Origin of the sequence: Pseudomonas fluorescens (assembly GCF_019212185.1) — a bacterium.
In the GTDB taxonomy this organism is placed as follows: Bacteria; Pseudomonadota; Gammaproteobacteria; order Pseudomonadales; family Pseudomonadaceae; genus Aquipseudomonas.
Genome location: NZ_CP078138.1, coordinates 5,397,507 through 5,422,602, shown reverse-complemented (window position 1 = coordinate 5,422,602; position 25,096 = coordinate 5,397,507). Strand labels below are relative to the sequence as shown.

Below are 25,096 nucleotides of genomic sequence, written 5' to 3'. Positions count from 1 at the left end.
GGCCAGTGGGTAGGATAGGTAGCAGTATGCCTCTGTTATAGGCCGTAGATCCGGTCAGTAGCGTGACCGCTGACTGACAGACGTGACAGTTTCGAGCGGTAGGACTTGTCGTCTCAAGCCAGAAGCTTGCCGCTGCGCTTCCCGCTATACTGCCGGTCTTTCGTGGCCCACCCTCCGGGTCCGACTCAATGCAACACCGGAGCATTCATGACTTCCCCGACACAAACGCCTGCGGCTGACGACCAGGCTGACCTGCCAGACAGCGTCGACTCCAGCGCCGACAGCGACAGCAAAGCCGCGATCCCGGCCTTCAAGTTTCCGTTCAAGCCGGGCGAACTGGCCGCGGCCAAGCAGGGCAATCAGCCGTGGTACAAGAATGGCGCGAAAAATGGCCATACCAAAGTGCCAGGCGCCGCGCCCCCGGGCACCCGCCGTTCGATGGGCAAACGCTGAGTCCTGCTGAAACTCCGCTGACGCCCTGTGGGAGCAGGCTCACTCCGGGCGGCGTTCCGACGATCCGCCGTAGGCGGCCATAAGGATCACGCCGCACGCAATGAAATAAACGCGTAAGTCTGCGGTTGTTCCACGGTCCACCACGCCCCGGCGGCCTGCATCTGTTCGGCGACACTGTCGCCCGAGACATGAAACTGCCACTCCTCGACCGCATCCACTGACGCATCTGCCTGAGCCTGTTCCAGCGCCTGGGCAAATGCCGTCATGTCCGGTAAGTACGCGGTAAAACCGTCGCCTTTGAGCGCACTGGTGCGAATCCCCAATCGCCGGCAGAGTGCTTCCTTGATTCGAATGTCATCACGGTCGGCCTGGCGCGACTGTTCGATTAGGCTCGCCAACTCCAGATCAGCCAATTGACCACCGACAATCAATTCAGGACCCCGCTCCCACGACTCCGGTGGACAGTCCTTGGCGCCGGGGTTCAGCGGAATATGCGGATTGATTTCCATCGGATAGATCCGACACACCAGCGGTCGCCGCTCATAAATCCGACAAAGGTTTTCCTCGTCAAGATTCCGGCAGCGTCCAGGGTTGAACGCGGCAAAGGTGATCGTCACGTAGGCCTTGGCTGCGCCACTGGGCACCGCCACCGAGCGCCGTTGCGCATGCTCGCGCTGTTCGGTTGGCAAGCCCAGGCCATTACTCAGAAAACCCTCCACCAGCACGATCACGGCACCGCCGTCTGCGGCCCACATCCGCGCTTCGGCGAGGGTCAGGGGTACATGGTGGTCACTGCAGCACTTACCGCAACCTACACAGGAAAACTTCGTGTTCATGGAAAAGCCGGCCACGTATCAGCGATGACGGAAAACCATCGCAGGGGACGGCCACGAAGCAAGGAGTGCGCCATTTTCCAGCAGGCTGCCGATAGGTTAATAGAGCGCTTTGCCCAGTGGGCGCGTGGTCGAACCGAGATAGAACGACAGGATGGCCAGTGTTTGGACTATTACGGCGGCCATAACGAGGGCGACGATTGCCTCGCCGGGGTTGGAGAGGCTTGCACGTATGAGTCCGAAGGACGCCGGGGCGAAGGCGTAAGTGGCTTGACTGATTGCCACCATTAGCGCGATCACCTTGGCGGTTTGTTCGCGGCTGAACTCGGTCTGTGCGATCAGCGGTGGCAGGGAGGTGGCGTTGCCGATGCCTGAGCCAATCAGCAGCACCGCCACCCAGGCTACCGCCGGGTGACTGTCCAGGCCAAGCAGCATCAGCGTTCCGCTCATCTGGATCGCGTAGCCGAGGCAGGCCAATTGACGACGGTCGACGCCCCGGCTCATCAGGCGAGCAGCAATGAATCGACCGCCCATTGCGCTGGCGGTGGCAAGACCCATGGCGAAGGAGGCGTCCTGGGCACCCATGCGTCCCGCCAGGATCGAATACAGGTGAGCGATCAAGCCTATCTGCGCGAACAGGCCCAGCGACATACCGGCCGCCAGGGAGCGAAACTTCGCTGACTTGAGCGTCTGTGCGGCAGTCCAGGGCGCGGCGTTGGCGGTGGTTGCGCTGGGTTCCAGTGATACTGCGTTGTCGGGATGTTGCCCCAGGCTTTGCGGGGTTTTGTTGAAGACCAGAAAGGCGAGGGTGCCCATCAGCACCACTGCCATCAGGCTGATCACCAACGCCGCCATGCCAAAGCCGAAGCGTTCAATCAGGAACACCCACAAGGGCGAGAAAATCACCCCGCCCAGGCTGGCACCGTTGTACGCCTTGCCCAAGGCCTTGGGACGCTCCTTGATGTACCACGGGGCGATCAAGGTATTAACGGCGGTGGCTCCCAGTGTCACCCAGCCAATGCCCGAATAGAGTGCGCCGGCATTCAGCACCCACGGTTGGTTGGCCTGAGCCCAGAGATTCACCCCGACGCCCAGAGTGATACTGCCCAGCAACGTAACGACAGGCACTCCGAAACGGGCATACATCCGCGGCAGGTTGGCGATGACCACTGTGCCGCTGAGAAAGTGCAGGGTGACGGCAGTCGATACCAGTGTGATTGGCCAGCCTGTACGGTCCATCACGGCCTGCATGTAAATAGGCGGCCCGTAAAACCCCACGCCCCAGCCGACCAATGCCAGGATGAACGTACACCTCAGTACGGTTTGTCCAAAAAAAGCCGAGTTCTTCATCGCCATCTCCTCCATGTTGAGCCATAGGTTATGCTGGCGGATAACGTCTCACTTCGAGGAGTATCGAATAATGGATGTCGAGCAATCCGAGTTGCGTCTGGCCAACGTCGCGGCGGCGATTGCCGATCCGGCCAGGGCGCGAATGTTGTGCTGCTTGCTGGATGGTCGGGCCCGTACGGCCACCGAACTGGCAGTAGTCGCGCAGAAGAGTCCTTCCACGGCATCCAGTCATTTTCAGAAGTTGTTGGAGCAAGGGCTGGTGACGCTGGTTTCCCAGGGAAAACATCGGTACTTCCAACTGGCGAGCGCCGATGTTGCCAAGGCGTTGGAAGGACTGCTGTCGCTCACTTCGTTCGAGTCGCCAGTATTCAAACCCTCCACGCCGTGTCATCTGCGCCACGCCCGTACCTGTTATGACCATTTGGCCGGGGAGGTCGGGGTCCTGTTGCATGATGCCTTGTTGGCGGGCGAGTGGATGTACCAGGAGCAAGGTGACTATGGCCTGACCCCCAAGGGCATCGAGCGCCTGACCCGAATGGGGATGGACCTTTCTGCCGATACCCCGACGCGGCGCCGGTTTGCTTATCCCTGTCTGGATTGGAGCCAGCGCTGCGCCCATGTCGGCGGCACGTTAGGCGCGGCGCTGCTGGGCCATATGGTGCGGGAAAAATGGGTTGTGCGCGCCCTGGACTCTCGTGCATTGACCGTCACAGCCAAAGGACGCAAGCGTCTGGCGAGTGCGTTCGATATCCAGTTGGAGGTCTGACGAGGCCGACTGGAGAGCCTGCTCAAGACGTGGCAAGGCTCACCTGACCCGGCCTATCGAAAAACGCGTCAGTCACTGACCTTTGCCGGTCGCCCGCACCGAGTCCCACTCAGTCACGTAGGCGGTTTTGCTTTTCTTGTGATACAGGCACAGCTCGGTTCCGGTCTGGCCCTTCATGTGTTTCTGCGGGTACTGGCCTTGCAGCAGCATCGCGGTATAGCCGACTCGATCATCGAACTGCGCGGCGTTGCCTACCGGTTTGACGTGGCTCAGTTGGCTGGCCTTGGTGCAACTGGCGAGCACGGCTTTGTCGAAGGCGGCCCAGGCATCGGGGCTGGAGGCGTGGGCCTGGGTGGCGAGGCTGGTCAGGGTGAGGAAGAGCAGGGCGGGGTTTTTCATGGTGTGGCTCCGCAGTTGTGTTTGTTCTGGTAGGAGCAGCCGGTCGAGGCTCGACTGCTCGCGAAAAACGCCAACGATCACGCGAAAATCCTGAATGTACGCGGCGCCCTTTGGCTTTTCGCGAGCAGGCTCGCTCCTACAAAAAGAGGTACCGGAGTATGCCGGATACTTCGCGACGGTTTTACCGAACACCTTCAATCCACCAGCAATTCTCGGTGGACTACATACATGCCAGCCTTTTCGTACAACCGCCGTGCCCGATGGTTGTCTTCCATGACCTTCAGGTCGACATAACCTTCGCGCCTTTGTTGAAATACATCGAACCCGTGTAGCAGCAATGCCCACCCCAGGCCCCGGCCCTGGGCGCGTGGATGCACCACTAGGTGGTGGATGAAGGCGCTGGTCCAGCACTGGATCGCCCCGACGATGCCCTGACTGTCCGCCGCGATAAAGCACAACTGCGGATCGTATTCGGCGTCACGCTCGAAGCGCTCGCGCCAGTCGTCCAGGGCCGGCACGCTGCCGCCGCCATTTTGGTAGCCGGCTTTCAGTAACTGATGGACAGCCGCCGCCTGGGCCGGTTGATAAGTGCTCAGGTTGATGCCCACCGGCCACTCAGCGTTCGGCAGAACATTGCGCAAATCACGTCGCAGCAGCAGGCACCAGGCCTCGCCCATGGCTCAAGCGCCCTGCTGTGCCACCGCTTTGGCGGCGGTGATCAGGCACTGAGTGAGTTCAGGCGAGGAGAATTTGGTCAGCAGTGCGTTGGCGCCGGACAAGCGAGCCTTCTCACTGTTCATCGCGCTGTCCAGTGAGGTGTGCAGCAACACGTAGAGATGGGCGAAATCCGGGGTTTCGCGCAGGGTGCGGGTGAAGGCGTAGCCGTCCATCTCGGACATCTCGATGTCCGAGACAATCAGGTTGATTTGCTGCGCAGTGCCCTGCAGGTCCAGCAGGCAGTCGATGGCTTCCCGGGCGCTGCGCGCGGTATGGCACTCCAGGCCGAGGTTGCGCAGGGTGTGCACCGATTGTTGCAGCGCCACCTGGCTGTCATCGACCACCAGAATCCGCGCGTTACCGAGCAATTCGGCCTCTTCCATGCTCAATTCGGTAGGCGCGTTTTCCAGCGGCGCCGGAGCGATGCCATGGATGACTTTTTCGATATCGAGGACTTGCACCAGGGTACCGTCGACCGAGGTCACGCCAGTGATGTACGAACGCACGCCGCCGGAGCCGTAGGGCGGCGGGCGAATGTCCGACGTCAGGCAGTGCACGATCTTGCTCACCGCCTGCACATGCAGGCCCTGCCTGGAGCGGCTGACTTCGGTGACGATCAGGCAGCCGCCGTCGGGGTCCACCAACGGACGCTCGCCAATCGCCCGGCTCAGATCAATCACCGACAGCGAGTTGCCGCGCAAGGTGGCGATGCCTTTGACGTGCGGGTGGGAATCCGGCAACCGGGTGAGGGGCGGGCAGGGGATGATTTCACTGACTTTCAGCAGGTTGATCGCCATTAGCTTGCCGCTGCGCAAGGTAAACAGCAGAAGCGATAGGGAATCTGCGCGGGCTTTGGTTGTGGACATAAAAACCTTCTGTGGAACGCTGGTATCAGGTTATCGACCTGTGAGGGGCTGGCTTTAGCCAATAACTCGGCACATCCATCCCCTGTAGGCGCTGGCTTTTCGGCACGCCGCAACGCCGCGAACCAGTCACCACGGTGTGGCAGGTCCGTCGCCTTCGCCGGCCAGCCGCAAGCGGGAGCTGGCTCCTACAGGTCGGAAAATCATTTCAACCCCAACCGCTTGGCCATGCGCCCCAGGTTCGCCCGGTCCAGGCCCAGTTCTCGGGCGGCGCTGGCCCAGTTGTGCTGGTGGCGCTCCAGGCAGGCGCTGATCAATTGCCGTTGATAATGCTCGGTGGCCTGGCGTAAATCGCCGGTGACCTTATTCACCGGAGCGGGCGCTTCGGACAACGGCGACGCCGGCAATGTGTCATGGGGCAGATCCAGGTCAGCGGTACTGAGGCTGAGAATCTTTGGCCGTTCGCGAGCATTGCCCAAGGCTTTCAGCGCGCTGCGGCCGATCAGGTGTTCCAGCTCGCGGACATTGCCCGGCCAGCCATAGGCCAGCAGCGCCGCCTGGGCATCGCTGGTCAGCCGCAGGCTGTTGAGGCCCATGCGCGAGCGGTTCTGCTCGAGAAAGTAGCCGCTGAGCAGCAGCACGTCGCGCCCTCGATCACGCAGCGCCGGCACTCGCAACGGGTAGACGCTGAGACGGTGGTAGAAGTCGGCGCGGTAACGGCCACTGCGCACTTCTTCGGCCAGGTCGCGGTTGGTGGCGGCGATCAGGCGCACGTCGACCTGATGCTCGCGGTCCGAACCCAGGCGTTGCAATTGGCCGCTCTGCAGCACCCGCAGCAACTTGGCCTGGACCGTCAGCGACAGCTCGCCGACCTCATCCAGAAACAGCGTGCCGCCATTGGCCAGTTCGAATTTGCCGCGCCGCTCGCTGGTGGCGCCGGTGAAGGCGCCACGGACATGGCCGAACAGCTCGCTTTCGACCAGGGTATCGGGCAGCGCCGCGCAGTTGAGGCTGATGATCGGCTTGTCGGCACGCTTTGAGGCGGCATGAATAGCCTGGGCGACCAACTCCTTGCCGACCCCGGTTTCGCCGGTAATCAACACCGTCAGGTCGCTGCCACCGACCAGGTCGATCTCTTCCACCAGGCGTTTGTGGGCTTTGCTCTGGCCGATCATTTCGCGCTGCAACTGGCCGCTGGCCTGGCGATAGACCTCGGCGCGCTGATGCTCGTCCTCGACCCGGTTGGCCAGGCGTTCGATGCGCTCGGCGGCGTTGACCGTGGCGGCGGCGAGGCTGGCAAAGGCGTGCAGGGCGTCCAGCTCGATCGACTCGAAGCGTTCCGGGTCCAGCGCATCGAGAGTCAGCAGGCCCCAGGGGCGCTCATCGATAAACAGCGGGCAACCCATGCAGTCGTGGACTTCCAGATGCTCGTGCAGGCCATCCACCAGACCGTCGTAGGGGTCCGGAAGGTCGCTGTCGGCGGCAAAGCGGGTGGGCCCGGGACTGCTCAGCAGGGCCTCTAAGCGTGGGTGTTCGCTGACCTTGAAGCGGCGGCCCAGGGTGTCGGTGCTCAGGCCGTCGACGGCCAGTGGTACCAGCCACTCACCGTCCAGGCGCAACAGAGCGGCAGCGTCGCAGGGCAGCAGGGCGCGCATCGCTTCGAGCAGGCGTCGATAGCGCTCGCTTTCGGGCAATTCGCGGGACAGGTCGGAGACCAGGGGCAGCAGGGTAGTGAGCAAGGCTTTTGCAGTCATAATGACTCCGTGTAGTCTGTATGACTATAAATGCTGGCGTGTCGATATGACTACTTGAAAATTAAGCTATTGATTTATAAAGATTTTAAAGGTGGCACGAAAGCTGATTAGAGAAGGGCAACTCATTAGAAAAGCCGTCGTGCAGGAGTCACCCTAATGCTTAGTGCCCAAGACCGTGCCATCGTCAAATCCACCGTGCCCTTGCTGGAAAGCGGTGGAGAAGCCCTGATCACCCATTTCTACCGCATGATGCTCTCCGAGTACCCCGAAGTGCGCCCGCTGTTCAACCAGGCCCATCAGGCCAGCGGCGACCAGCCCCGTGCCCTGGCCAATGGCGTACTGATGTATGCCCGGCACATCGACCAGCTTGACCGGCTCGGTGACCTGGTGGCGAAGATCATCAACAAGCACGTTGCCCTGCAAATCCTCCCGGAACACTACCCGATTGTCGGCAGTTGCCTGTTGCGCGCCATCAGCGAAGTGCTCGGCGACGAGATTGCCACGCCAGAAGTGATGAGCGCATGGGCCGCGGCCTACGGCCAACTGGCGGATATCCTGATCGGTGCCGAGGCGGCAATCTATGACCAGAAAGCCGAGGCCGTCGGCGGCTGGCGCGGGGCGCGGGAGTTCAAGCTGGCCAAACGGGTGGAAGAGAGCAGCGAAATTACCTCGTTCTACTTCGAACCGGCAGATAAGGGGCCGATCCTGGCGGCGGAGCCCGGGCAGTACATCGGCATGAAGCTGTTCCTCGACGGTGAAGAGATCCGTCGCAACTACTCGCTATCGTCCCTGGGCACTGACGGCCAGTACCGCATCAGCGTCAAGCGCGAAGCCGGCGGCCGTGCCTCAAATTACCTGCACGACCAGTTCCATGTCGGCGCCAGCATTCAACTGTTCCCGCCCGCCGGGGATTTCACCCTGACGGCCAGCGACAAGCCGCTGGTGCTGATCAGTGGTGGTGTCGGCATCACCCCGACCCTGGCGATGCTCGAAGCGGCGCTGGCCACTGAGCGCCCGGTGCATTTCATCCACTGCGCGCGCAACGGCGGCGTGCATGCCTTCCGCGACTGGATCGACGCACTGGCCGAGCGTCACCCGCAACTCACGCGCTTCTACTGCTATGCCGAGGACGACGGTGTCAGCCCGGCGGCGCACAAGGTCGGGCTGCTGAGTCAGGAACAACTGGCCCACTGGCTGCCGGAGCAACGCGACCTGGATGCCTACTTCCTCGGGCCTAAAGGCTTCATGGCGGCGGTCAAGCGTCACCTCAAGGCGCTGGGCGTACCGGAAAGCCAGAGCCGCTACGAGTTCTTCGGTCCGGCGGCTGCGCTGGAATAATCAGCGCTGCTACATGCGCAAGGGGCTGTTGGCGCGTACTTGGCGCCACAGCCCCTTATCTTTAATCCGCTGTTAATACCCCTGCCGTTAATTCCCTTCTGTTGAGCCGCTGGCGAAACGTCCGACACCACGGCGCGTGCTGCATGCCTGCGTGCGGCGTGTACACTGGCGGGCATTGCCTGTCGCTGGAAAACCTTTCCCTGATGTTGGAACGCAGATCCCTTGTAGGAGCGAGCCTGCTCGCGATGGTCGTCAACGATTACGCGTCATACCTGAGTAAATGCGCTGTCTTTGAGTCCATCGCGAGCAGGCTCGCTCCTACAGGGGGCGGCATCAATCAAAAGATCTAAGTTCCACAAGGGATCTGCACCAGGCCACTACCTGCATTGATGACTAAGGAAACCGGAATGAACGAGGAAACCATGCGCCTGGGCCGTGAGCGGCGCTATCTGGTGTTGCTGGGGCTGATCTGCCTGGCGTTGATCGGCGGGGCGTTGTACATGCAGATCGTTCTGGGTGAGGCACCTTGCCCGTTGTGCATCCTGCAACGTTACGCGCTGTTGCTGATTGCCATCAGTGCCTTTGCCGGGGCGGCCATGAGTACCCGACGCAGCATCAGTTTCTTTGAAGTGCTGGTGGTGATCTTCGCCCTGGCGGGAGCCGCGACGGCCGGGCACCACGTCTATACCCAGTTCTATCCTGCGGTCAGCTGCGGCATCGACGTGCTCCAGCCAATTGTCGATGACCTGCCATTGGCGAAGATTTTCCCGCTGGGTTTCCAGGTCGACGGTTTCTGCTCCACGCCTTACCCGCCGATCCTCGGCCTGTCGCTGGCGCAGTGGGCCTTGGTGGCCTTTGTGCTGATCGTGGTGCTGGTGCCGCTGCTGGTTTCGCGTAACCGCAAACAGCTGAAGCAGGGTCGCTGACCTCAGGCCTCCCCAGCTGAAAACAACGCCCCGGCCCTCGACAGAGGCCGGGGCGTTTTGCGTTTTGGCCACTGCATGGGAAGACCATGACGTGACGCAAGTTCGGGTGCGACACATGTGCGACATGTTGTCACAGAGAAAGTGTCGCAGTGCATTTCAAATTCCACTTTTGGTTATGGATTGATACAGAAAATCGAGCCTGAAGCGTATTGGGCCAGGACCTATTCGTCGCGGGAGCCAGGCAATTTTAACAGCGGCCAGCAAATGGCCAGAGGCCTTGTGAAAAGGGGGCTTTGGCGAGGGCGGCGGCGACTGCTGAAAGACGAAGCTGTCTGAAATGCGCCCAGTAGACTTACATTTTTTGGGGTTCTTGTTGAGAATTAATCGCGATAAGATAGGCGGTCATTACGAATTTATTTAATGATTGTTGCTGTATCCGATAAAAATTATTTCGGGATGAGACATGGTTTATAAAACGCTACATATCTACAATCGCCCGCACTGAAATTCCGGCACTGCTCATCCCTGAGCAGCGAAGGGTGGTCGAGGGGCGGTTTGAGTGCTCCATGCGACCCCAGGTGTCGGTGCCTTCCAATTTTCCGCACCAAATGGAATTGGTCTGTGACAAGGCCTTTGACCACGAATTCGAATAAGAAACCAGCGCTCGCCGAGGTGATGTCACTGCGCGTTTAACGCATGACGGGCAAGCCCTTATTCAATCCAAGAAAAATGCCAACCCTTGGCAGGGTGAAGTGTTGGCGATCAAAACCCAACTGCATTGCGCAAGCTGCTTTAGAGGTCGTGAGATGAGTAAAAACAGGTACCCCAGACTACTAGGCTTAGTGCCGCTGCTCGGCACGTTGTTGCTGGGAGGTTGCAACATGACCTTGCTCAATCCCACGGGCCAGGTTGGCCTGGAACAGCGAAACCTGATCATCACCGCCACGCTGCTGATGCTGTTGGTGGTTATTCCGGTGATCGTCATGACGTTCCTGTTCGCCTGGAAATACCGCGCCTCCAACACCAAGGCGACCTACACGCCTAAATGGAACCACTCCACCAAGATTGAAATCGCGGTGTGGACTGTTCCGGTGCTGATCATCATTGCCCTGGGTTACATCACCTACAAGTCGACTCACGAACTGGACCCGTACCGTCCGATCGAATCCGACGTGAAGCCGGTGACCATCGAAGTGGTCGCGCTGGACTGGAAGTGGCTGTTCATCTATCCGGAACAAGGCATTGCCACGGTCAACAAGATCGTGTTCCCGGCCCACACGCCGATCAACTTCCGCATCACCTCCGACGCCGTGATGAACTCGTTCTTCATCCCGGGCCTGGGCGGCCAGATCTACGCGATGGCGGGTATGCAGACCAAATTGCACCTGATCGCTGATCGCAACGCTGAAATGGACGGTATCTCCGCCAACTACAGCGGCGCTGGCTTCACCGGCATGAAATTCAAGGCTATTTCCACCACTCAGGAAGAATTCGACGCCTGGGTAAGTGAAGTCAAAAAGTCACCTAAACAGCTTGAACAAGCTGAATACGCGGCTCTTGCCAAGCAAAGCCAGAACAACCCGGTTGAACTCTATTCGTCGGTGACGCCGAACCTGTTCCAGACCATCGTCGACAAGTACGAAGGCATGAAACCGGGTCCGAAGGTCAAGCACGAGAAGAAAGAAAAAGAAGTGGCCGCTACGGACATGGACTCGCATTCAGCTGCCGGGGCAGAGGAGTAAAAGATGTTTGGTAAATTAAGTTGGGAAGCGGTCCCGTTCCACGAGCCGATCGTGATGGTGACCATCGCCATGATCGCGCTGGGTGGTCTGGCACTGTTCGCGGGTATCACTTACTTCAAGAAGTGGACCTATCTCTGGACCGAGTGGCTGACTTCGGTTGACCACAAGAAAATTGGCGTGATGTACATCATCGTCGCCATGGTCATGCTGCTGCGCGGCTTTGCCGACGCCATCATGATGCGTACCCAGTTGGCCATGGCCACCGAAGGTTCGCCTGGCTACCTGCCGCCTGAACACTATGACCAGATCTTCACCGCTCACGGTGTGATCATGATCATCTTCATGGCGATGCCATTCTTCACTGGCCTGATGAACCTTGCAGTGCCGCTGCAGATCGGCGCGCGTGACGTTGCCTTCCCGTTCCTGAACTCCCTGAGCTTCTGGCTGCTGGTTTCCGGCGTGGTACTGATCAACCTGTCCCTGGGCGTCGGCGAATTCGCCAAGACCGGTTGGGTTGCCTATCCGCCGCTGTCGGGCCTGCAATTCAGCCCGGGCGTGGGGATGGATTACTACATCTGGGCGCTACAGCTATCCGGGTTAGGTACGACGCTAACGGGGGTCAACTTCCTCGCGACCGTACTGAAAATGCGTACCCCTGGCATGAAACTGATGGACATGCCGATCTTCACCTGGACCTGCACCTGGGCCAACGTCCTGATCGTCGCTTCGTTCCCGATCCTGACCGCTACCCTGGCACTGCTGACGCTTGACCGTTACATGGATTTCCACATTTTCACCAATGAACTTGGTGGCAATCCAATGATGTACGTCAACCTGTTCTGGGCGTGGGGCCACCCTGAGGTATACATCCTGATCCTGCCGGCATTCGGCATTTTCTCGGAAGTGATCTCGGCGTTCACCGGCAAGAAACTGTTCGGCCACCACTCGATGATCTACGCCTCGGGCGCGATCTCGGTACTGGGCTTCATGGTTTGGCTGCACCACTTCTTCACCATGGGTTCGGGTGCCAGCGTCAACGCCTTCTTCGGCCTGGCGACGATGCTGATTTCGATCCCGACGGGTGTGAAGCTATTCAACTGGCTGTTCACCATCTACCAGGGCCGTTTGCGTTTCACCAGCCAGGTTCTGTGGACCCTGGGCTTCATGGTGACCTTCGCCATCGGCGGCATGACCGGCGTACTGCTGGCCATCCCGGGTGCGGACTTCGTCCTGCACAACAGCCTGTTCGTGATCGCGCACTTCCACAACGTGATCATCGGCGGCGCGGTATTCGGCTACATCGCAGGTTTCGCGTTCTACTTCCCTAAAGCGTTCGGCTTCAAGCTGCACGAAGGTTGGGGCAAGGCTGCATTCTGGTTCTGGATCACCGGCTTCTTCGTCGCGTTCATGCCGCTCTATGTACTGGGCTTCATGGGCATGACCCGTCGTCTGAACGCCACCACCAACCCTGAGTGGGTCCCGTACCTGTACGTGGCCATGTTCGGTGCGGTGATGATCGCTGTCGGCATCGCCTGCCAGCTGATCCAGCTGTACGTCAGCGTGCGTGACCGCAAGCTGCCAGAAAACATGTGCGAACACGGTGACCCGTGGAATGCCCATACCCTGGAATGGTCGACCTCGTCGCCACCTCCGTTCTACAACTTCGCCGTGCTGCCAAAAGCAGACTGCATCGACCCGTTCACCGAAGCCAAGGAAAACGGCACTGCGTACCAGGCTCCGGCCAAGTACCAGCCGATCCACATGCCGAACAACACCGCGACCGGTGTGGTGATGGGCGCGCTGTTGACCGTGTTCGGTTTCGCGATGATCTGGCACATCTGGTGGCTGGCAATCGCGAGCCTTGCGGGCACCGTGATCTACTTCGCGATCCACGCGGCCCGTGATGATCAAGGCTATATGGTGCCGGTCGACGTGATCGAGCGCATCGAAGCCGAGCAGCACAAGCGTCTGGTTGCCGCCGGGAAAGTCCCTGCTACTGCCACCCGTGTTGAAACCTCGTTGGAACAGGCTTAAACCATGTCGAACTTAGTGACCAATGCTGGACACACCCATGTCGATGGACATGGGCACGATGACCACCACCACGACTCGGGCGAGATGACCGTATACGGTTTCTGGCTCTACCTGATGACCGACTGCATCCTGTTTGCGTCGATCTTCGCGGTGTACGCGGTACTGGTAAACAACGTAGCGGGTGGCCCGTCGGGCCACGACATCTTCGAACTGCCGTACGTACTGGGCGAAACCGCTCTGCTGCTGTTCAGTTCGATCACCTACGGCTTCGCCATGCTGGCCTTCTTCAAGGGCAACAAGAAGCAGGTCCTGGGCTGGTTGGCCATGACCTTCCTGTTCGGTGCCGGCTTCATCGGCATGGAGATCAACGAGTTCCACGTTCTGATCTCCGAGGGCTACGGCCCTAGCCGTTCCGGCTTCCTGTCCGGCTTCTTCACCCTGGTTGGTACCCACGGTCTGCACGTGACCAGCGGTCTGATCTGGATGGCGATCATGATGTATCAGGTCAACAAACACGGCCTGACGGCGACCAACAAGACGCGTCTAAGCTGCCTGAGCCTGTTCTGGCACTTCCTGGACGTTGTGTGGATCTGCGTATTCACCGTTGTTTACCTGATGGGGACTCTGTAAATGGCTAACGCATCACACTCCCACGACGAAGCCGGTCACGGCAGCGTCAAGTCGTACGCCATCGGCTTCATCCTGTCGGTGATCCTCACCGTGATCCCGTTCGGCCTGGTGATGTACCCATCGCTGCCGAAGTCGATCACCCTGTGGATCGTCCTGGCGTTCGCGATCATCCAGGTGCTGGTGCACCTGGTGTACTTCCTGCACATGGACCGCTCGGCCGCCCAGCGTAACAACGTCATTGCGTTTGTTTTCGCTGCGATCGTGATTGTCCTGCTGGTTGGCCTGTCGCTGTGGATCATGTTCAGCATCCACACGTTCATGATGGCGAAGTGAGGTAAGTCCGGATGTCCTTTAAGCACTTTATCCAAATCACCAAACCGGGGATCATTTTCGGTAACGTGCTTTCTGTGGCAGGCGGATTTTTCCTGGCCTCGAAGGGGCATGTCGATCTGGCCATTTTCCTGGCCGCGATGATCGGCACGTCCCTGGTCGTGGCCTCGGGTTGCGTGTTCAACAACTGCATCGACCGTGACATCGACCTGAAGATGGAGCGCACCAAGAACCGCGTGCTGGTGCAGGGCCTGATTTCCCTGAAACTGGCACTGGTCTACGCGACCGTCCTGGGCGTTGCCGGGGTTGCCTTGCTGTACAAGGTCGCCAACCCGCTGGCCGCACTGTTCGCGGTAATCGGTTTCATCATCTATGTCGGCTTCTACAGCCTGTACCTCAAGCGCAAGTCGGTTCACGGCACGTTGGTGGGCAGTCTGTCGGGTGCGATGCCGCCGGTGATCGGTTACGTGGCAGTGAGCAACAGCTTCGACATGGCTGCGCTGACCCTGCTGGTGATGTTCAGCCTGTGGCAGATGCCGCATTCCTACGCCATCGCGATCTTCCGCTTCAACGACTACCTGGCCGCATCGATCCCGGTGCTGCCGGTCAAGCGCGGAATCCAGGTGGCCAAGAAGCACATCCTGTTCTACATCCTGGCGTTCCTGGTAGCGACCTTGATGCTGACCTTCAGTGGTTACGCAGGCATGAGCTACCTGGCCGTCGCCGCGGCCATGGGCATGTACTGGTTGTACATGGCCTGGACCGGCTACAAGGCAGTGGATGACACGGTCTGGGCACGCAAGCTGTTCGTGTTCTCGATCTTTACCATCACCGCCCTGAGCGTGATGATGTCGCTGGACTTCAAGGTACCGACCGAGCTGTTGCTGACCTACGCGCCATAAGCTTTGCCGCAATACAAAAGCCCCGCCTTCGAGAGAAGAGCGGGGCTTTTTGTTGGAGCGAGCCAGCGATGAAGTGCAAGTGGTGTAGCTTATGGCCTCATCGCGAGCAGGCTCGCTCCTACAGGTGTTGTGTCGTTTGGCGCAGTTCAAAACCTTGTAGGAGCGAGCCTGCTCGCGAAGGCGGTGTGTCAGGCATCTATTTACTGCGCAGTAATGCTGTACCCCTCAAACGCCGTCTGCTGTTGCAGGGCGGTGATGATGGCTTTGCGCGTGGCGGGTTGTTCGTTGCCCTGGTGGTCGAGGAAGGTCTCGCTGGTCAGTTCCTGCTCATCGCCTTCGCCGACAAAGCTGAAGCCGAGGAATTCGAAGGCTTCGCGGTCGACGCTCGGTTTCGAGCGTGGGGTGCGCAGGGGCAGGGTGACGCTGACGCCGTCCTTGCTGATGCTGAACACCTCGGCTTCTTTCTTCACGCGGGCGCTTTTGCCTTTACCGCCGCTCGGATTGCTGATGGCCTGATGGGTCTGGTTCAACACTTTCAGGGCCAGGCCGTAGACCAGTTCCTGGAAGCTCGGGTCATCCTTGAAGCTCGACAGGATGCGGCTGATCGGAAACTTGCTGCTGAGGTCTTCGAGGGCGGCGCTGTCGGCGGCCTCGGCGTCCTTGAGTTGCTTGAGCTGGCCCATCAGTTCGTAGGCCTGGTCATCGTCGAAACGGTCATGGGCCTCGCGGATGGCCGCGCGCAGTTCGCGAATCTGCTCGCTTTCCTTGTTGCTGTGAAAGGCGTCCAGCACCATCTCGCTGATGGTTTTGGCCTGGGGCACGTGTTGTGAAAGATTGATGGAGTTTTCGTATTCCGCTTTGGACGACAGGGTGACTACGGATTCAGCGGTGTTGGAATCTGGCATTGAAATTTCACTACTTCTCTAACTGGATCGGGGCGAGAAAGCCCGGGGGCTTTTCGGGCCGCCTAATTTATGGGAGCGGGGCGGCGTTGTCACGGATGAACGGGTGACTGGTCATGTTTTCGTTCCTGCAATGTTTGTGGCTGATCACGAGATCAGCGTCCACCGCAAACTCCTTGTGGGAGCGAGCCTGCTAGCGAAAAACCTGAGGGCGCCGCGTGCATTCAGGATGTTCGCGTCATCGTTGACGACCATCGCGAGCAGGCTCGCTCCTACAGGGGCGGCGGGGGGTAAACGAAAAAAGCCCCGCGCATGCCAGGCAAACGCGGGGCTCTCTCGGGGGGTAAGCGCGTTACGGATGCAGAAGTTTCTGCGCACGCTTGTCGGCCAGGTGTTGGACCACCAGGCGGCCAATCAACACCAGCAGGGTCAGCGAAATCAACAACACCGAAATCGCCGCCACGCTCGGGTCTACGTTGTCGCGCAAGCCGCTCCAGATCCGCTTGGGCAGGGTGTCGACGTTGACGCTGGTGATGAACAGCGTCACCGCCACTTCCTCCCACGACAGGGCAAACCCCAGCAGCGCGGTGGAGGCCAGGCCCAGTTTCAGGTTCGGCAGGATCACCATAAAGGTGGTCTGCATCAAGCTGGCGCCGAGGTTGCGCGAGGCCAGTTCGATGCGTCGGTCGATCTGGCTGAGGGCAACCAGCATGGTCACCACACCGTAGGGCACGACCATGATCACGTGGGCAATCACAACACCGGGCAAGGTGTCATAGCCCATGCCCGGGGCGAAACGCCCGAGTTTGGTTTCCATGAAATACAGCACCAGCGCCGAGATCACCGGCGGAATAGCCATCGGCAGCAGTACCAGACCGATCAGCGCGGTGGCCAGTTTCGAGCGCGAGTACCAGATGCCGAGGCTGAAGCTGGCGGCCAGCAGGGTCGCGATGACACTGGTGGCGAGGGCGATGGTCAGGCTCTGGCTGATGGCATGGAACCAGTCCGGATTGCTCACCAGTGCCTCGTAGTGCCGCATCGACCAATTGCCCTCGGGCATCGACAGGAAGCGTTTGCTGGTGAAGGACACCGGAATGACCGTCAGCAGCGGGAACAGCATGAAGGCCATAGCAATTACGGCCAGCAGCCGGGTACTCAGGCTTGTGCGATGGGTGTTCATAAGTAACCTCAGCCTACCAGGCGGTTCACGCGGGTCATTTTCAGCAGGACCCAGATCAGCGCGCTGACCAGGGCCAGCAACACCACGCTGAGCGCTGCACCCAGGCCCCAGTTACTGGTCTGGAACATTTGCAGGAACACGTATTCGGCGATCATGACGGTCTGTCCGCCACCCAGCAGTACCGGGGTGATGAAGAAGCCCAGGCAGAACACGAAGACCATGATGAACGCACCCAGCACCCCCGGCAGGGTCTGTGGCAGCAACACTTGCCAGAAGGTGCGCAACGCCCCGGCACCCAAACCACGGGAGGCCATCAGGATGCGTTGGTCCAACTGGCGCATGCTCGACAGCAGCGGGAACACCGCATACGGAATCATCACGTGGAGCATGCCGATCACCACGCCGATTTCGTTGCGACTCAGCTGCAGCGGTTGATCGATCAGGCCCATGCCCATCAGCCCATTGTTCAGCACGCCGTTGCTGCGCAGCGCGATCAACCAGCCGAAGGCCCGCACCAGTACCGAGATCCAGAACGGAATGAAGATGCAGATTTCCACCACGCGCTGCCAGAACGGCGGGCTGAACACCCAGCAGTAGGCCAGCAGGTAGCCGATCAACAGCGCCAGGCAACTGACCGTCAGGCACAGGCGCAAGGTGCGCCAGAGCATTTCGTGGATCGCCGGGTCCGTGGCAATCCGCTCATATTGCTCGATGCCCGGCGTCGGCAACGAAAAGCTCCAGCCGACCACGCCAAGAAACGGCAGCACGTAGAAGATCAGCAGCAACACCGGCAGCGGCAACAGCAGCAGGCTGCGCTCCAGCGCCGGCGAACTGAACCGGGGCTTGGGTTTGCTCAGGGTTAAGGTCATGGTCATGATCGAGGGCTCACTTGGACAGTCGCGTCAGGTACTGTTCCAGGGCGGCTGAATAGTTGTCGGCGTACCACTGGGCATTGAGCGCGATCTGTTTTTTCAGGTTCGCTTCGGACGCGCAGTTGGCCTCCAGTTGCTCGGCCGACATCAGTTTCTCGGTGGCGCTGTTGGACGGCCCATTGCCCAGCAGTTCGAACAACTTCAGCTGACCTTCCGGCTGCAGCGCGTGCTGGATAAACTGCATCGCCGCTGGCGTGCCGGCCGGATTGCCGTTCAACACCGCCCAACTGCTGGAGTTGATGAAGCCGTTGTCGAAGCTCCAGCGCACCCGACCTTCGGTGTCTTCACTGAGCAGCTTGGCGCGGGTGTGCCAGATCGCACCGACCGAGACTTCGCCGTCGACCATCAACTGCTGGCTCTCGGCGCCCGAACTCCAGAACGACAGCACGTGTGGCTTGATCTCGTCGATCTTGTTCAAGGCGCGTGCCACGTCCAGCGGATACAGCTGATCAGCGGGAACACCGTCAGCCAGCAAGGCTGCTTCGAGCATGCCGTTCATCCACTTGTACAGGGTGCGTTTGCCGGGGAATTTCTTCACGTCCCAGAAATCTGCCCAGGTTTTCGGACCGTTGTCGCCAAACTTCTCGCTGTCCCAGGCCATCACGTAGCTGAACTGGTAGCTGGCGATGCCGTGGTCCGAGGCCAGTGCCGGGGCCACCTGATCGCGCTTGATCACGCTGTAGTCCAGCGGCTGCAGGATCTTTTCCTTGCCGAGGACGATGGCGCTGTAGCTCTCGACGTCGACCACGTCCCAGCTCGGCTGACCGCTGGCCAGCTGCGAGCGAATGGCGCCCTCGGTTGGTCCGGCGCCGTCGATGCGCACCTGGATCCCGGTGTTCTTGGTGAAGGTGTCGGTCCAGGCCGAACGGAAGGCAGTCAGGGCGTCGCCACCCCAGTTGACCACCACCAGCGGCTTGTCCGCCGACCAACTGATGCCGCTGCGCAACGCCAACGGCACCGCCGCCAACAGGCCCATGGCCTGAATGAAGGTGCGTCGGTTGATCTCGCCGCCACGGGCCTTTTCGATAAGCACTTCAATACAGTCGCGTTGATGATCCTGGCGCATGGCAAGTCCTCGGTGGGCGGTGGTCCGCTGTTGTTATTGGTTAAAAGAGAGCTTCGTGACGCATTGTTCGGGCGATCAGGCTTGCAGCAGGAAACTCTGCTGCACCGGCCAGCTCAGCCACACCGGGGCGCCGCTGGGCATCTGTGCGCCAGGGTGATTGCCGGGGACCGAGAGATTGATCGGCAGATTGTCGCCGCCGACCTTGAGCGCCAGATGGGTGCTGGAACCCTGGTAGACCTTGTCGGTGAGCTGCGCGGGGATCACGTTGTAGCCTTCGCGGTTCGGCCGCTCGCTGTGCAGGTCCATGTGTTCCGGGCGCACCGCCAGCACGATCGGTTGCTTGCTCAGGGGCGAAGGCGCCTGGGCGTGCAGCACGCTGTCGCCGCAGCGTCCGCTGGCGGTCGGGCCGTTGCGCGTGGTGTCGTGCAGCGGGAACAGGTTCATTTTGCCGAGGAATTCGGCGACGAAGCGGCTCTCCGGGCGGTTGTAGATGTTCTCCGGGGTGTCGACCTGAGTCAGCTTGCCGTGATTGAAAATCGCGATGCGCGACGACAAGGCCAGGGCTTCGTTCTGGTCGTGGGTGACGAACACGAAGCTGGTGCCGACCTGACGATGAATACGCTGCAATTCAGTTTGCAGCTGTTCGCGCAAATTCTTGTCCAGCGCCGACAGCGGCTCGTCGAGCAGCAACAGTTCCGGCTCGAACACCAGCGCCCGGGCAATCGCCACCCGTTGCTGTTGGCCGCCGGACATCTCGGCCGGCTTCTTGTGCATCTGCGCACCGAGGCCGACCACCTCCAGGATGTGCTTGACCCGACGCTGGCGCTCCTCGGCGCCGACTTTGCGGATGCGCAGCGGGTAGGCGACGTTCTCCGCCACGGTCATGTGCGGGAACAGCGCATAGCCCTGGAACACCATGCCGTAGTTACGCTTCTCGGCGGAGCGCTTGATGATGTCGACGCCCTGTTCCATCAACTTGCCGGAGGTCGGGCTGAGGAAGCCGGCGAGGATCATCAGCAAGGTGGTCTTGCCCGAACCGGACGGGCCGAGCAGGGTCAGGAACTCGCCCTGGCGGACGTCGAGATCGACATTATCCAGCGCGGCGAAACGACCGTAATACTGGCTGATACCTTGTGCGCTGAGCTGGATGGCTGAACCGCTGGACACGATGGAATTCCTCTTTTTATTGCCACTGCGACAGGCGAGGCGGGGATTAATCCGACAGGGGCTTGACCTCATTATTGTTAAAAGCATTGCTACATCAATGGAATTATTTTGCGGGTATTGGTCAAAAAAATTACTCAATTGCCCAGTGGCTTCAGACCTTCTTACAGCGTGTCCTGCCAGGTCTGATGGGACGACTGCAATTGCGTCTTGACCCAACTGCTGAAGGCCCGCACCACGCGGCGTTCAGCCTTTTGCGGGTCGGTGGCGAGGTAGTAGCCGCGGTGCAGATCAATGGTGATATCGAAAGGGCGCACCAGCAGGCCCTTGGACAATGCGTCGCCGCTGATCAGGTTGTCGCCAATGGCGATCCCTTGCCCCGCTATGCACGCCGACTGCGCGCAGTGCGCATCGGAGAACAGAATGCCGCTCATGGCATTGACCCCCGTGGCCCCGGCGGCGGTCAGCCAGATCCGCCAGTCCGAATAATCGGTCATGTGCAGCAGCGGGTAGTCGCTCAGCTCTTGCGGACTTTTCAGGCCGCCGAGTGCGTTGATCAGGCGTGGGCTGCACACCGGGAAAAAGCGCAATGCGACGATTTCCTCAACCTCCATTTCCGGCCAGTCGCCAATGCCGTAGGCAATGAACAGATCGACGTTGCTGTTGTGGGTGTCGTCCGGCGACTTCGGCGAAATCAACTGCAACTGCACCTGCGGGTACTGGCGCAGGAACGCGCCGATGTGGTGGCACAGCCAGTAGGTGGCGAAGCCCGGGGCGCAACTGACGCACAGGCGCCCGGAGACTTCCTGGTCGTTCACCGGTTGCCCGGCGTCCAGCAGGTTCAGGAGGATGCCGTGGACCTCACGGGCATAGCGCTCGCCCTGATAGGTCAGGCCGATTCCGCGACCAATGCGCTCGGTCAGGGCAAAGCCCACGCACTCCTCGAGCTTGCTGATCTGATGGCTGATGGCGCTGCGCGTCAGGTTCAGTTCGCGGGCGGCCACCGACACGCTGCCCAATCGGGCGACCGCGTCCAGAGCCCGAAGGGCTGTCATCGAAGGAAAGCGCATAGAAAGTCCTGCCAGGGTTGAGGGTGAGGGTGGCGGCGTATTTTGCTGATTCCGAGCCGCGAGCAAAGCGCCAGTTATGGTGACTTAAATTGAACGATCAGGCCAAAAAAAATCGATTGTTGTATTGGTTGATTCAACAATACTAGCGCCATTCGTCTGGGTCCACGCAGCCTTTTTGAGCGCGGTAGACCTTTCACTGGCATTGAACCCATAGGTGGCTTGCATGGCTGAGTCCGACAACTTTTCTTCTACCCATTCCGCGCGGGGCGTTTACGCCGACCTGATCCTCGGGAACGGCCGTATCTACACCCAAGACCCGTCGCGGCCATGGGCCGAAGCCGTGGCCATTCGCGACGGCAAGTTGATCGGTGTCGCCAGCCTCGACGAGCTGCAACAGTTCAAGGGCCCGAACACCCGCATGCATGATCTCGACGGCGCGTTCTGCATGCCCGGCCTGCACGACATGCACACCCACCCCGACCTCGCCCTGGCACCGCGCTACAGCGATGACCTGGATGTCGGCATCGAAGACCCGACTCCCGAGCAACTGCGCCAAAGCATCCTTGCCTACGCCGACAGCCACCCCGGCGACGGCTGGATCTACGGTCAGTACTGGGTGCGCTACACCTTCCGCGAAGCCGGCCTGACTCCGGGTCGCGCCTGGCTCGACAGCGTCATGCCGGACCGCCCGGTGGCACTGCTCGACCGCATGTGGGGGACCATGATGGTCAACTCCAAGGCACTGGAACTGGCCGGCATCGACCGCCACACCTCGGACCCGCGCAACGGCTATTTCGAGCGCGACGAACTGACCGGCGAGCCCAACGGCCTGATGATCGACGGCGCCTACGCGATGATCCACGCGGCCATGCCGCCGACTCCGGTCAGCGTGCTGCGCCGTGCCTACCGTGACGGTGTGCATTTCCAGAGCTCCCGTGGCGTCACCGCGAGTAAATACGTTCATGTCTGCGAGCAACGCCTGCAGGCGCTCAAGGAGCTGGACGACAGCGGCGAACTGACCGTGCGCATCGAAGCGGCGATCAGTTGGCAGGACGATATTTTCCCGGTGCGTCGGCGTTGGGAATTGCTGGCCGGTGAGCGTCACTACTACCGCAGCTCGCGCTTGAGCGCCAACGCGGTGAAATTCCACTTCGACGGCACGGTCGAGCCGAAATCCTCCTACCTGCTGACCCCATGGCCGGAAGAGGCAAACTGGCGCGGCAAGCTCAACCTGACCCCAGAACACATCACCGATATGGTGGTGGACATGGACCGCAAGGGCATCCGCGTGATTGCTCACTGCACCGGCGACGGCGCCTCTGACGTGTTCCTCGATGCCGTGGCCGAAGCCCGTCGCCGCAACGGTTTCAGCGGCGTACGTCACCAGTGCGCCCACAGCACCCTGCTGCATCCGGGCAACCTGCCGCGCTTCAAGGAACTCAACGTGATCGCCGAGTTTTCCCCGGCCGCCTGGTACCCGACGCCGTTCGCCAGCGGTGCGCGCTCGGGCTATGGCCAGGAACGCCTGAAGCGTATCTACGATTTCAAAGGCGTGCTCGAAGCCGGCGGCACGGCAGTGATGGGTACCGACTGGCCGGTGGCGTCGATCGACCCGTGGCTGGCGCTGGAAACCATGGTCACCCGGCAGAACCCGTGGAACGACGACCCGTCCTGCTTCGGCGATCCGATCAGCCTCGAGCAAGCCCTCAACGTGATCACCATCAACGGTGCCGTGGCCATGGGCCTGGAGCATTCGACCGGCAGCCTGGAAGTCGGCAAATCGGCGGACCTGATCGTCATCGACCGCGACCTGTTCGCCCAGCCGGCGCGCAACTACATCCACCAGACCCAGGTGCTGCTGACCTTCGTCGAAGGGCAATTGGTCTACGACCGTCATGGCGCCCTCGGCGATATCGGCCTCAAGGCCGTGTGGCAGGGTGAACCACCGGTGCTGGAGGGCAAGGCAGAATGACTTCCCCACGCATCGCCGTGACCGTCGTCTCGGGGTTTCTCGGCGCCGGTAAAACCACCTTGCTCAACCGCATGGTGCGCCGTGCCGAGGGCAGCCGGCTGGCGGTCATCGTCAACGATTTTGGTGAGCTGAACATCGATGCGGCGATCGTTTCCGAGGTCACCGATGCGGTGTACAGCCTGCAGAATGGCTGCATCTGCTGCACCGTGCAGGAAGACCTGCTGGCGCAACTGACCAGCCTGGCGCAATTGCAGCCGCGCCTGGAACGCATCGTCATCGAGTGCAGCGGCGTCTCCGACCCGCAGCGCATCGTGCAGACCCTGGCCTATCCGCAACTGCGCAGCCAGATGCAACTGGACATGGTGATCACCGTGGTCGACGCCACCCGCCATTTGCAGCTCGAAGGCGAGTATGCGCGGCTGGCGCGGGCCCAGGTCGGGGCGGCTGACTTGCTGCTGTTGAACAAGACCGATCTGGTCGACGAAACACAGTTGCAGGCGCTGCGTCAGGCCTTGGGGTTGCGTACGCGGATTCACGAAAGCGTGCAGGCGCAGTTGCCTGATGCGCTGTGGCTAGATTCCGATCTGGACCTGGAACCGCGCGCACTCAAGCCACTGGTGCGGGTGGCCAGCGAAGACCACAGCGAGATGTTCAGCAGTCATCTGTGGCAGGGCACCGCGCCGCTCAACGTCGAACGGCTGCGCGCCTGGTTACAGGCGTTGCCCAATGATGTGTTCCGGGTCAAAGGTCTGGTGGTATTGGATCAGGGCGCCAAGGCGCACTGGTTGCAACACGTCGGCAGCCGCAGTCAGTTCCTCCCGGCCATCGATGAAGCAACCGCCAGCGGTACGCGCCTGGTGTTTATCGGGCGCCGTGGCTTCGACAATTGGCAGGCCTTGATCGACGGCCTGGAGCAGTGCCAGGTGCGTCCATGAATCCGACCGAACAGCGGTTGCGCGAAGAGCTGGCCGCCTGTTACCGGCTGATCGCGCACTTTCGCATGACCGACCTGATCTTCACCCACATCTCGGTGCGTTTGCCAGGGCCAGAGCATCATTTCCTGATCAACCCTTACGGGCTGATGTTCGATGAAATCACGGCGTCGAGCCTGGTCAAGATCGGCCTGGATGGTCGTGCGGTGGAGGACAGTCCGCATCTGGTCAACCCGGCCGGTTTTGTTATCCACAGCGCTTTGCATGCAGCCCGCGCAGACGCTCAGTGCGTGCTGCATACCCACACCCGTGCCGGCTGTGCGGTGGCGGCGCTGGCCTGCGGCTTGCTGCCGGTGAATCAGATTTCCATGGAGTTCTACGGACGGGTCGCCTACCACGACTACGAAGGCATCGCCCTCGATCTGGCAGAGCAGAAGCGGCTGGTGGCGGACATGGGCGACAAGAGCGTGCTGATGCTGCGCAACCACGGCCTGCTGACCGTCGGCGCCAGCGTGGCCCAAGCCTTCCTGCGCATGTACTACCTGGAAAAAGCCTGCGACATCCAGCTCGCGGCTCAGGCCTGCGGCGAACTGGTGCTGCCCACCCCCGAGGTCTGCGCCCACACCGAGCGCCAGTTCAACCAGCCTGACCGGCCATTGGCCGAGGGCGAATTGAACGACCCGGATGCACTGGACCTGGCGTGGAAGGCGTTGTTGCGGTTGTTGGGTCGGGTGGCGCCTGACTACCGCGATTAACCTGCGAATTCACAGACACACCTGTGACCGCCCCCGATCCCTGTAGGAGCGAGCCTGCTCGCGATGGCGGTGGATCAGTTGCATCT

Annotated in this window: 24 protein-coding genes and 1 pseudogene; 12 read left to right on the top strand and 13 right to left on the bottom strand. The window is 60.7% G+C overall.

What is annotated here, in order from left to right; translation table 11 throughout:
• Positions 1-207: 207 nt before the first annotated feature.
• Positions 208-453: a hypothetical protein gene (locus KW062_RS24300; protein WP_027619579.1), complete on the top strand. Its 246-nt coding sequence runs from the start codon at positions 208-210 to the stop codon at positions 451-453.
• Between the two features lie 86 nt (positions 454-539).
• Here the strand turns inward: KW062_RS24300 and KW062_RS24295 are convergent, their stop codons facing one another.
• Together KW062_RS24295 and KW062_RS24290 are read right to left on the bottom strand one after the other, a co-directional pair.
• The gene (locus tag KW062_RS24295; protein WP_027619580.1) at positions 540-1,289 is read right to left on the bottom strand and encodes a YkgJ family cysteine cluster protein; all 750 of its coding nucleotides are present in this window, start codon (positions 1,287-1,289) and stop codon (positions 540-542) included.
• Positions 1,290-1,385: 96 nt separating this feature from the next.
• Entirely contained in the window at positions 1,386-2,636 is a 1,251-nt protein-coding gene (locus KW062_RS24290) for an MFS transporter (protein WP_105754786.1), read from the bottom strand.
• A 70-nt stretch (positions 2,637-2,706) separates the two neighbouring features.
• Here KW062_RS24290 and KW062_RS24285 point away from each other — a divergent pair, with 70 nt between their 5' ends.
• Complete coding sequence (locus KW062_RS24285) at positions 2,707-3,402, top strand: ArsR/SmtB family transcription factor (RefSeq protein WP_105754785.1); 696 nt, start codon at positions 2,707-2,709, stop codon at positions 3,400-3,402.
• A gap of 72 nt (positions 3,403-3,474) precedes the next feature.
• Here the strand turns inward: KW062_RS24285 and KW062_RS24280 are convergent, their stop codons facing one another.
• The 4 genes from KW062_RS24280 to norR all read right to left on the bottom strand — a co-directional run bounded on the left by KW062_RS24280 (position 3,475) and on the right by norR (position 7,135).
• Positions 3,475-3,801, bottom strand: a complete 327-nt coding sequence (locus KW062_RS24280; protein ID WP_105754823.1) for a hypothetical protein — start codon at positions 3,799-3,801, stop codon at positions 3,475-3,477.
• 194 nt (positions 3,802-3,995) lie between these two features.
• Positions 3,996-4,478 carry a GNAT family N-acetyltransferase gene (locus KW062_RS24275; protein WP_027619584.1) on the bottom strand — a complete coding sequence of 161 codons (483 nt, stop codon included), beginning with the start codon at positions 4,476-4,478 and terminating at the stop codon, positions 3,996-3,998.
• A 3-nt stretch (positions 4,479-4,481) separates the two neighbouring features.
• Positions 4,482-5,384 carry a chemotaxis protein CheV gene (locus tag KW062_RS24270; protein ID WP_027619585.1) on the bottom strand — a complete coding sequence of 301 codons (903 nt, stop codon included), beginning with the start codon at positions 5,382-5,384 and terminating at the stop codon, positions 4,482-4,484.
• Positions 5,385-5,584: 200 nt separating this feature from the next.
• Complete coding sequence (gene norR, locus KW062_RS24265) at positions 5,585-7,135, bottom strand: nitric oxide reductase transcriptional regulator NorR (RefSeq protein WP_105754784.1); 1,551 nt, start codon at positions 7,133-7,135, stop codon at positions 5,585-5,587.
• Between the two features lie 156 nt (positions 7,136-7,291).
• Between norR and hmpA the strand changes: the two genes are divergently transcribed.
• The 7 genes from hmpA (at position 7,292) to cyoE (ending at position 15,037) form a co-directional block, all read left to right on the top strand.
• Positions 7,292-8,473 (top strand): NO-inducible flavohemoprotein, encoded by a 1,182-nt coding sequence (hmpA, locus tag KW062_RS24260; RefSeq protein ID WP_105754783.1) that lies wholly within the window; start codon positions 7,292-7,294, stop codon positions 8,471-8,473.
• 407 nt (positions 8,474-8,880) lie between these two features.
• Entirely contained in the window at positions 8,881-9,399 is a 519-nt protein-coding gene (locus tag KW062_RS24255; protein WP_027619588.1) for a disulfide bond formation protein B, read from the top strand.
• Positions 9,400-10,205: 806 nt separating this feature from the next.
• Complete coding sequence (gene cyoA, locus KW062_RS24250; RefSeq protein WP_027619589.1) at positions 10,206-11,141, top strand: ubiquinol oxidase subunit II; 936 nt, start codon at positions 10,206-10,208, stop codon at positions 11,139-11,141.
• 3 nt (positions 11,142-11,144) lie between these two features.
• On the top strand, positions 11,145-13,175 hold the full coding sequence (gene cyoB, locus KW062_RS24245) for a cytochrome o ubiquinol oxidase subunit I (protein ID WP_027619590.1): 2,031 nt from the start codon (positions 11,145-11,147) through the stop codon (positions 13,173-13,175).
• Positions 13,176-13,178: 3 nt separating this feature from the next.
• Positions 13,179-13,805, top strand: coding sequence for a cytochrome o ubiquinol oxidase subunit III (locus KW062_RS24240; protein ID WP_027619591.1), 627 nt, complete (start codon positions 13,179-13,181; stop codon positions 13,803-13,805).
• The gene (gene cyoD / locus KW062_RS24235; RefSeq protein ID WP_027619592.1) at positions 13,806-14,138 is read left to right on the top strand and encodes a cytochrome o ubiquinol oxidase subunit IV; all 333 of its coding nucleotides are present in this window, start codon (positions 13,806-13,808) and stop codon (positions 14,136-14,138) included.
• Between the two features lie 11 nt (positions 14,139-14,149).
• Positions 14,150-15,037, top strand: coding sequence for a heme o synthase (gene cyoE, locus KW062_RS24230; RefSeq protein ID WP_027619593.1), 888 nt, complete (start codon positions 14,150-14,152; stop codon positions 15,035-15,037).
• Positions 15,038-15,237: 200 nt separating this feature from the next.
• Here cyoE and KW062_RS24225 read toward each other — a convergent pair whose 3' ends face one another.
• The 7 genes and pseudogenes from KW062_RS24225 to KW062_RS24200 form a co-directional block, all read right to left on the bottom strand.
• Entirely contained in the window at positions 15,238-15,942 is a 705-nt protein-coding gene (locus KW062_RS24225) for a hypothetical protein (RefSeq protein ID WP_105754781.1), read from the bottom strand.
• A 174-nt stretch (positions 15,943-16,116) separates the two neighbouring features.
• Positions 16,117-16,194, bottom strand: a pseudogene (locus KW062_RS29070) (outer membrane lipoprotein carrier protein LolA); the annotation flags it as partial.
• A 97-nt stretch (positions 16,195-16,291) separates the two neighbouring features.
• The gene (locus KW062_RS24220; RefSeq protein ID WP_027619597.1) at positions 16,292-17,119 is read right to left on the bottom strand and encodes an ABC transporter permease; all 828 of its coding nucleotides are present in this window, start codon (positions 17,117-17,119) and stop codon (positions 16,292-16,294) included.
• An 8-nt stretch (positions 17,120-17,127) separates the two neighbouring features.
• Positions 17,128-17,994 (bottom strand): ABC transporter permease, encoded by an 867-nt coding sequence (locus KW062_RS24215; protein ID WP_081786382.1) that lies wholly within the window; start codon positions 17,992-17,994, stop codon positions 17,128-17,130.
• Between the two features lie 10 nt (positions 17,995-18,004).
• The gene (locus tag KW062_RS24210) at positions 18,005-19,117 is read right to left on the bottom strand and encodes an ABC transporter substrate-binding protein (protein WP_027619599.1); all 1,113 of its coding nucleotides are present in this window, start codon (positions 19,115-19,117) and stop codon (positions 18,005-18,007) included.
• A 75-nt stretch (positions 19,118-19,192) separates the two neighbouring features.
• Positions 19,193-20,284, bottom strand: coding sequence for an ABC transporter ATP-binding protein (locus KW062_RS24205; RefSeq protein WP_027619600.1), 1,092 nt, complete (start codon positions 20,282-20,284; stop codon positions 19,193-19,195).
• Between the two features lie 161 nt (positions 20,285-20,445).
• Positions 20,446-21,351: a LysR substrate-binding domain-containing protein gene (locus KW062_RS24200; RefSeq protein WP_105754780.1), complete on the bottom strand. Its 906-nt coding sequence runs from the start codon at positions 21,349-21,351 to the stop codon at positions 20,446-20,448.
• Positions 21,352-21,574: 223 nt separating this feature from the next.
• Here KW062_RS24200 and KW062_RS24195 point away from each other — a divergent pair, with 223 nt between their 5' ends.
• The 3 genes from KW062_RS24195 to KW062_RS24185 are packed head-to-tail and all read left to right on the top strand — an operon-like array spanning position 21,575 to position 25,010.
• Positions 21,575-23,323 carry an amidohydrolase gene (locus KW062_RS24195; RefSeq protein WP_027619602.1) on the top strand — a complete coding sequence of 583 codons (1,749 nt, stop codon included), beginning with the start codon at positions 21,575-21,577 and terminating at the stop codon, positions 23,321-23,323.
• Positions 23,320-24,258: a CobW family GTP-binding protein gene (locus KW062_RS24190; RefSeq protein ID WP_105754779.1), complete on the top strand. Its 939-nt coding sequence runs from the start codon at positions 23,320-23,322 to the stop codon at positions 24,256-24,258. The genes KW062_RS24195 and KW062_RS24190 overlap by 4 nt, the downstream gene beginning before the upstream one ends.
• A complete protein-coding gene (locus KW062_RS24185) occupies positions 24,255-25,010 on the top strand; it encodes a class II aldolase/adducin family protein (protein ID WP_051550556.1) in 756 nt (251 codons plus the stop codon). Before KW062_RS24190 ends, KW062_RS24185 begins: the two co-directional genes overlap by 4 nt.
• Positions 25,011-25,096: the final 86 nt, after the last annotated feature.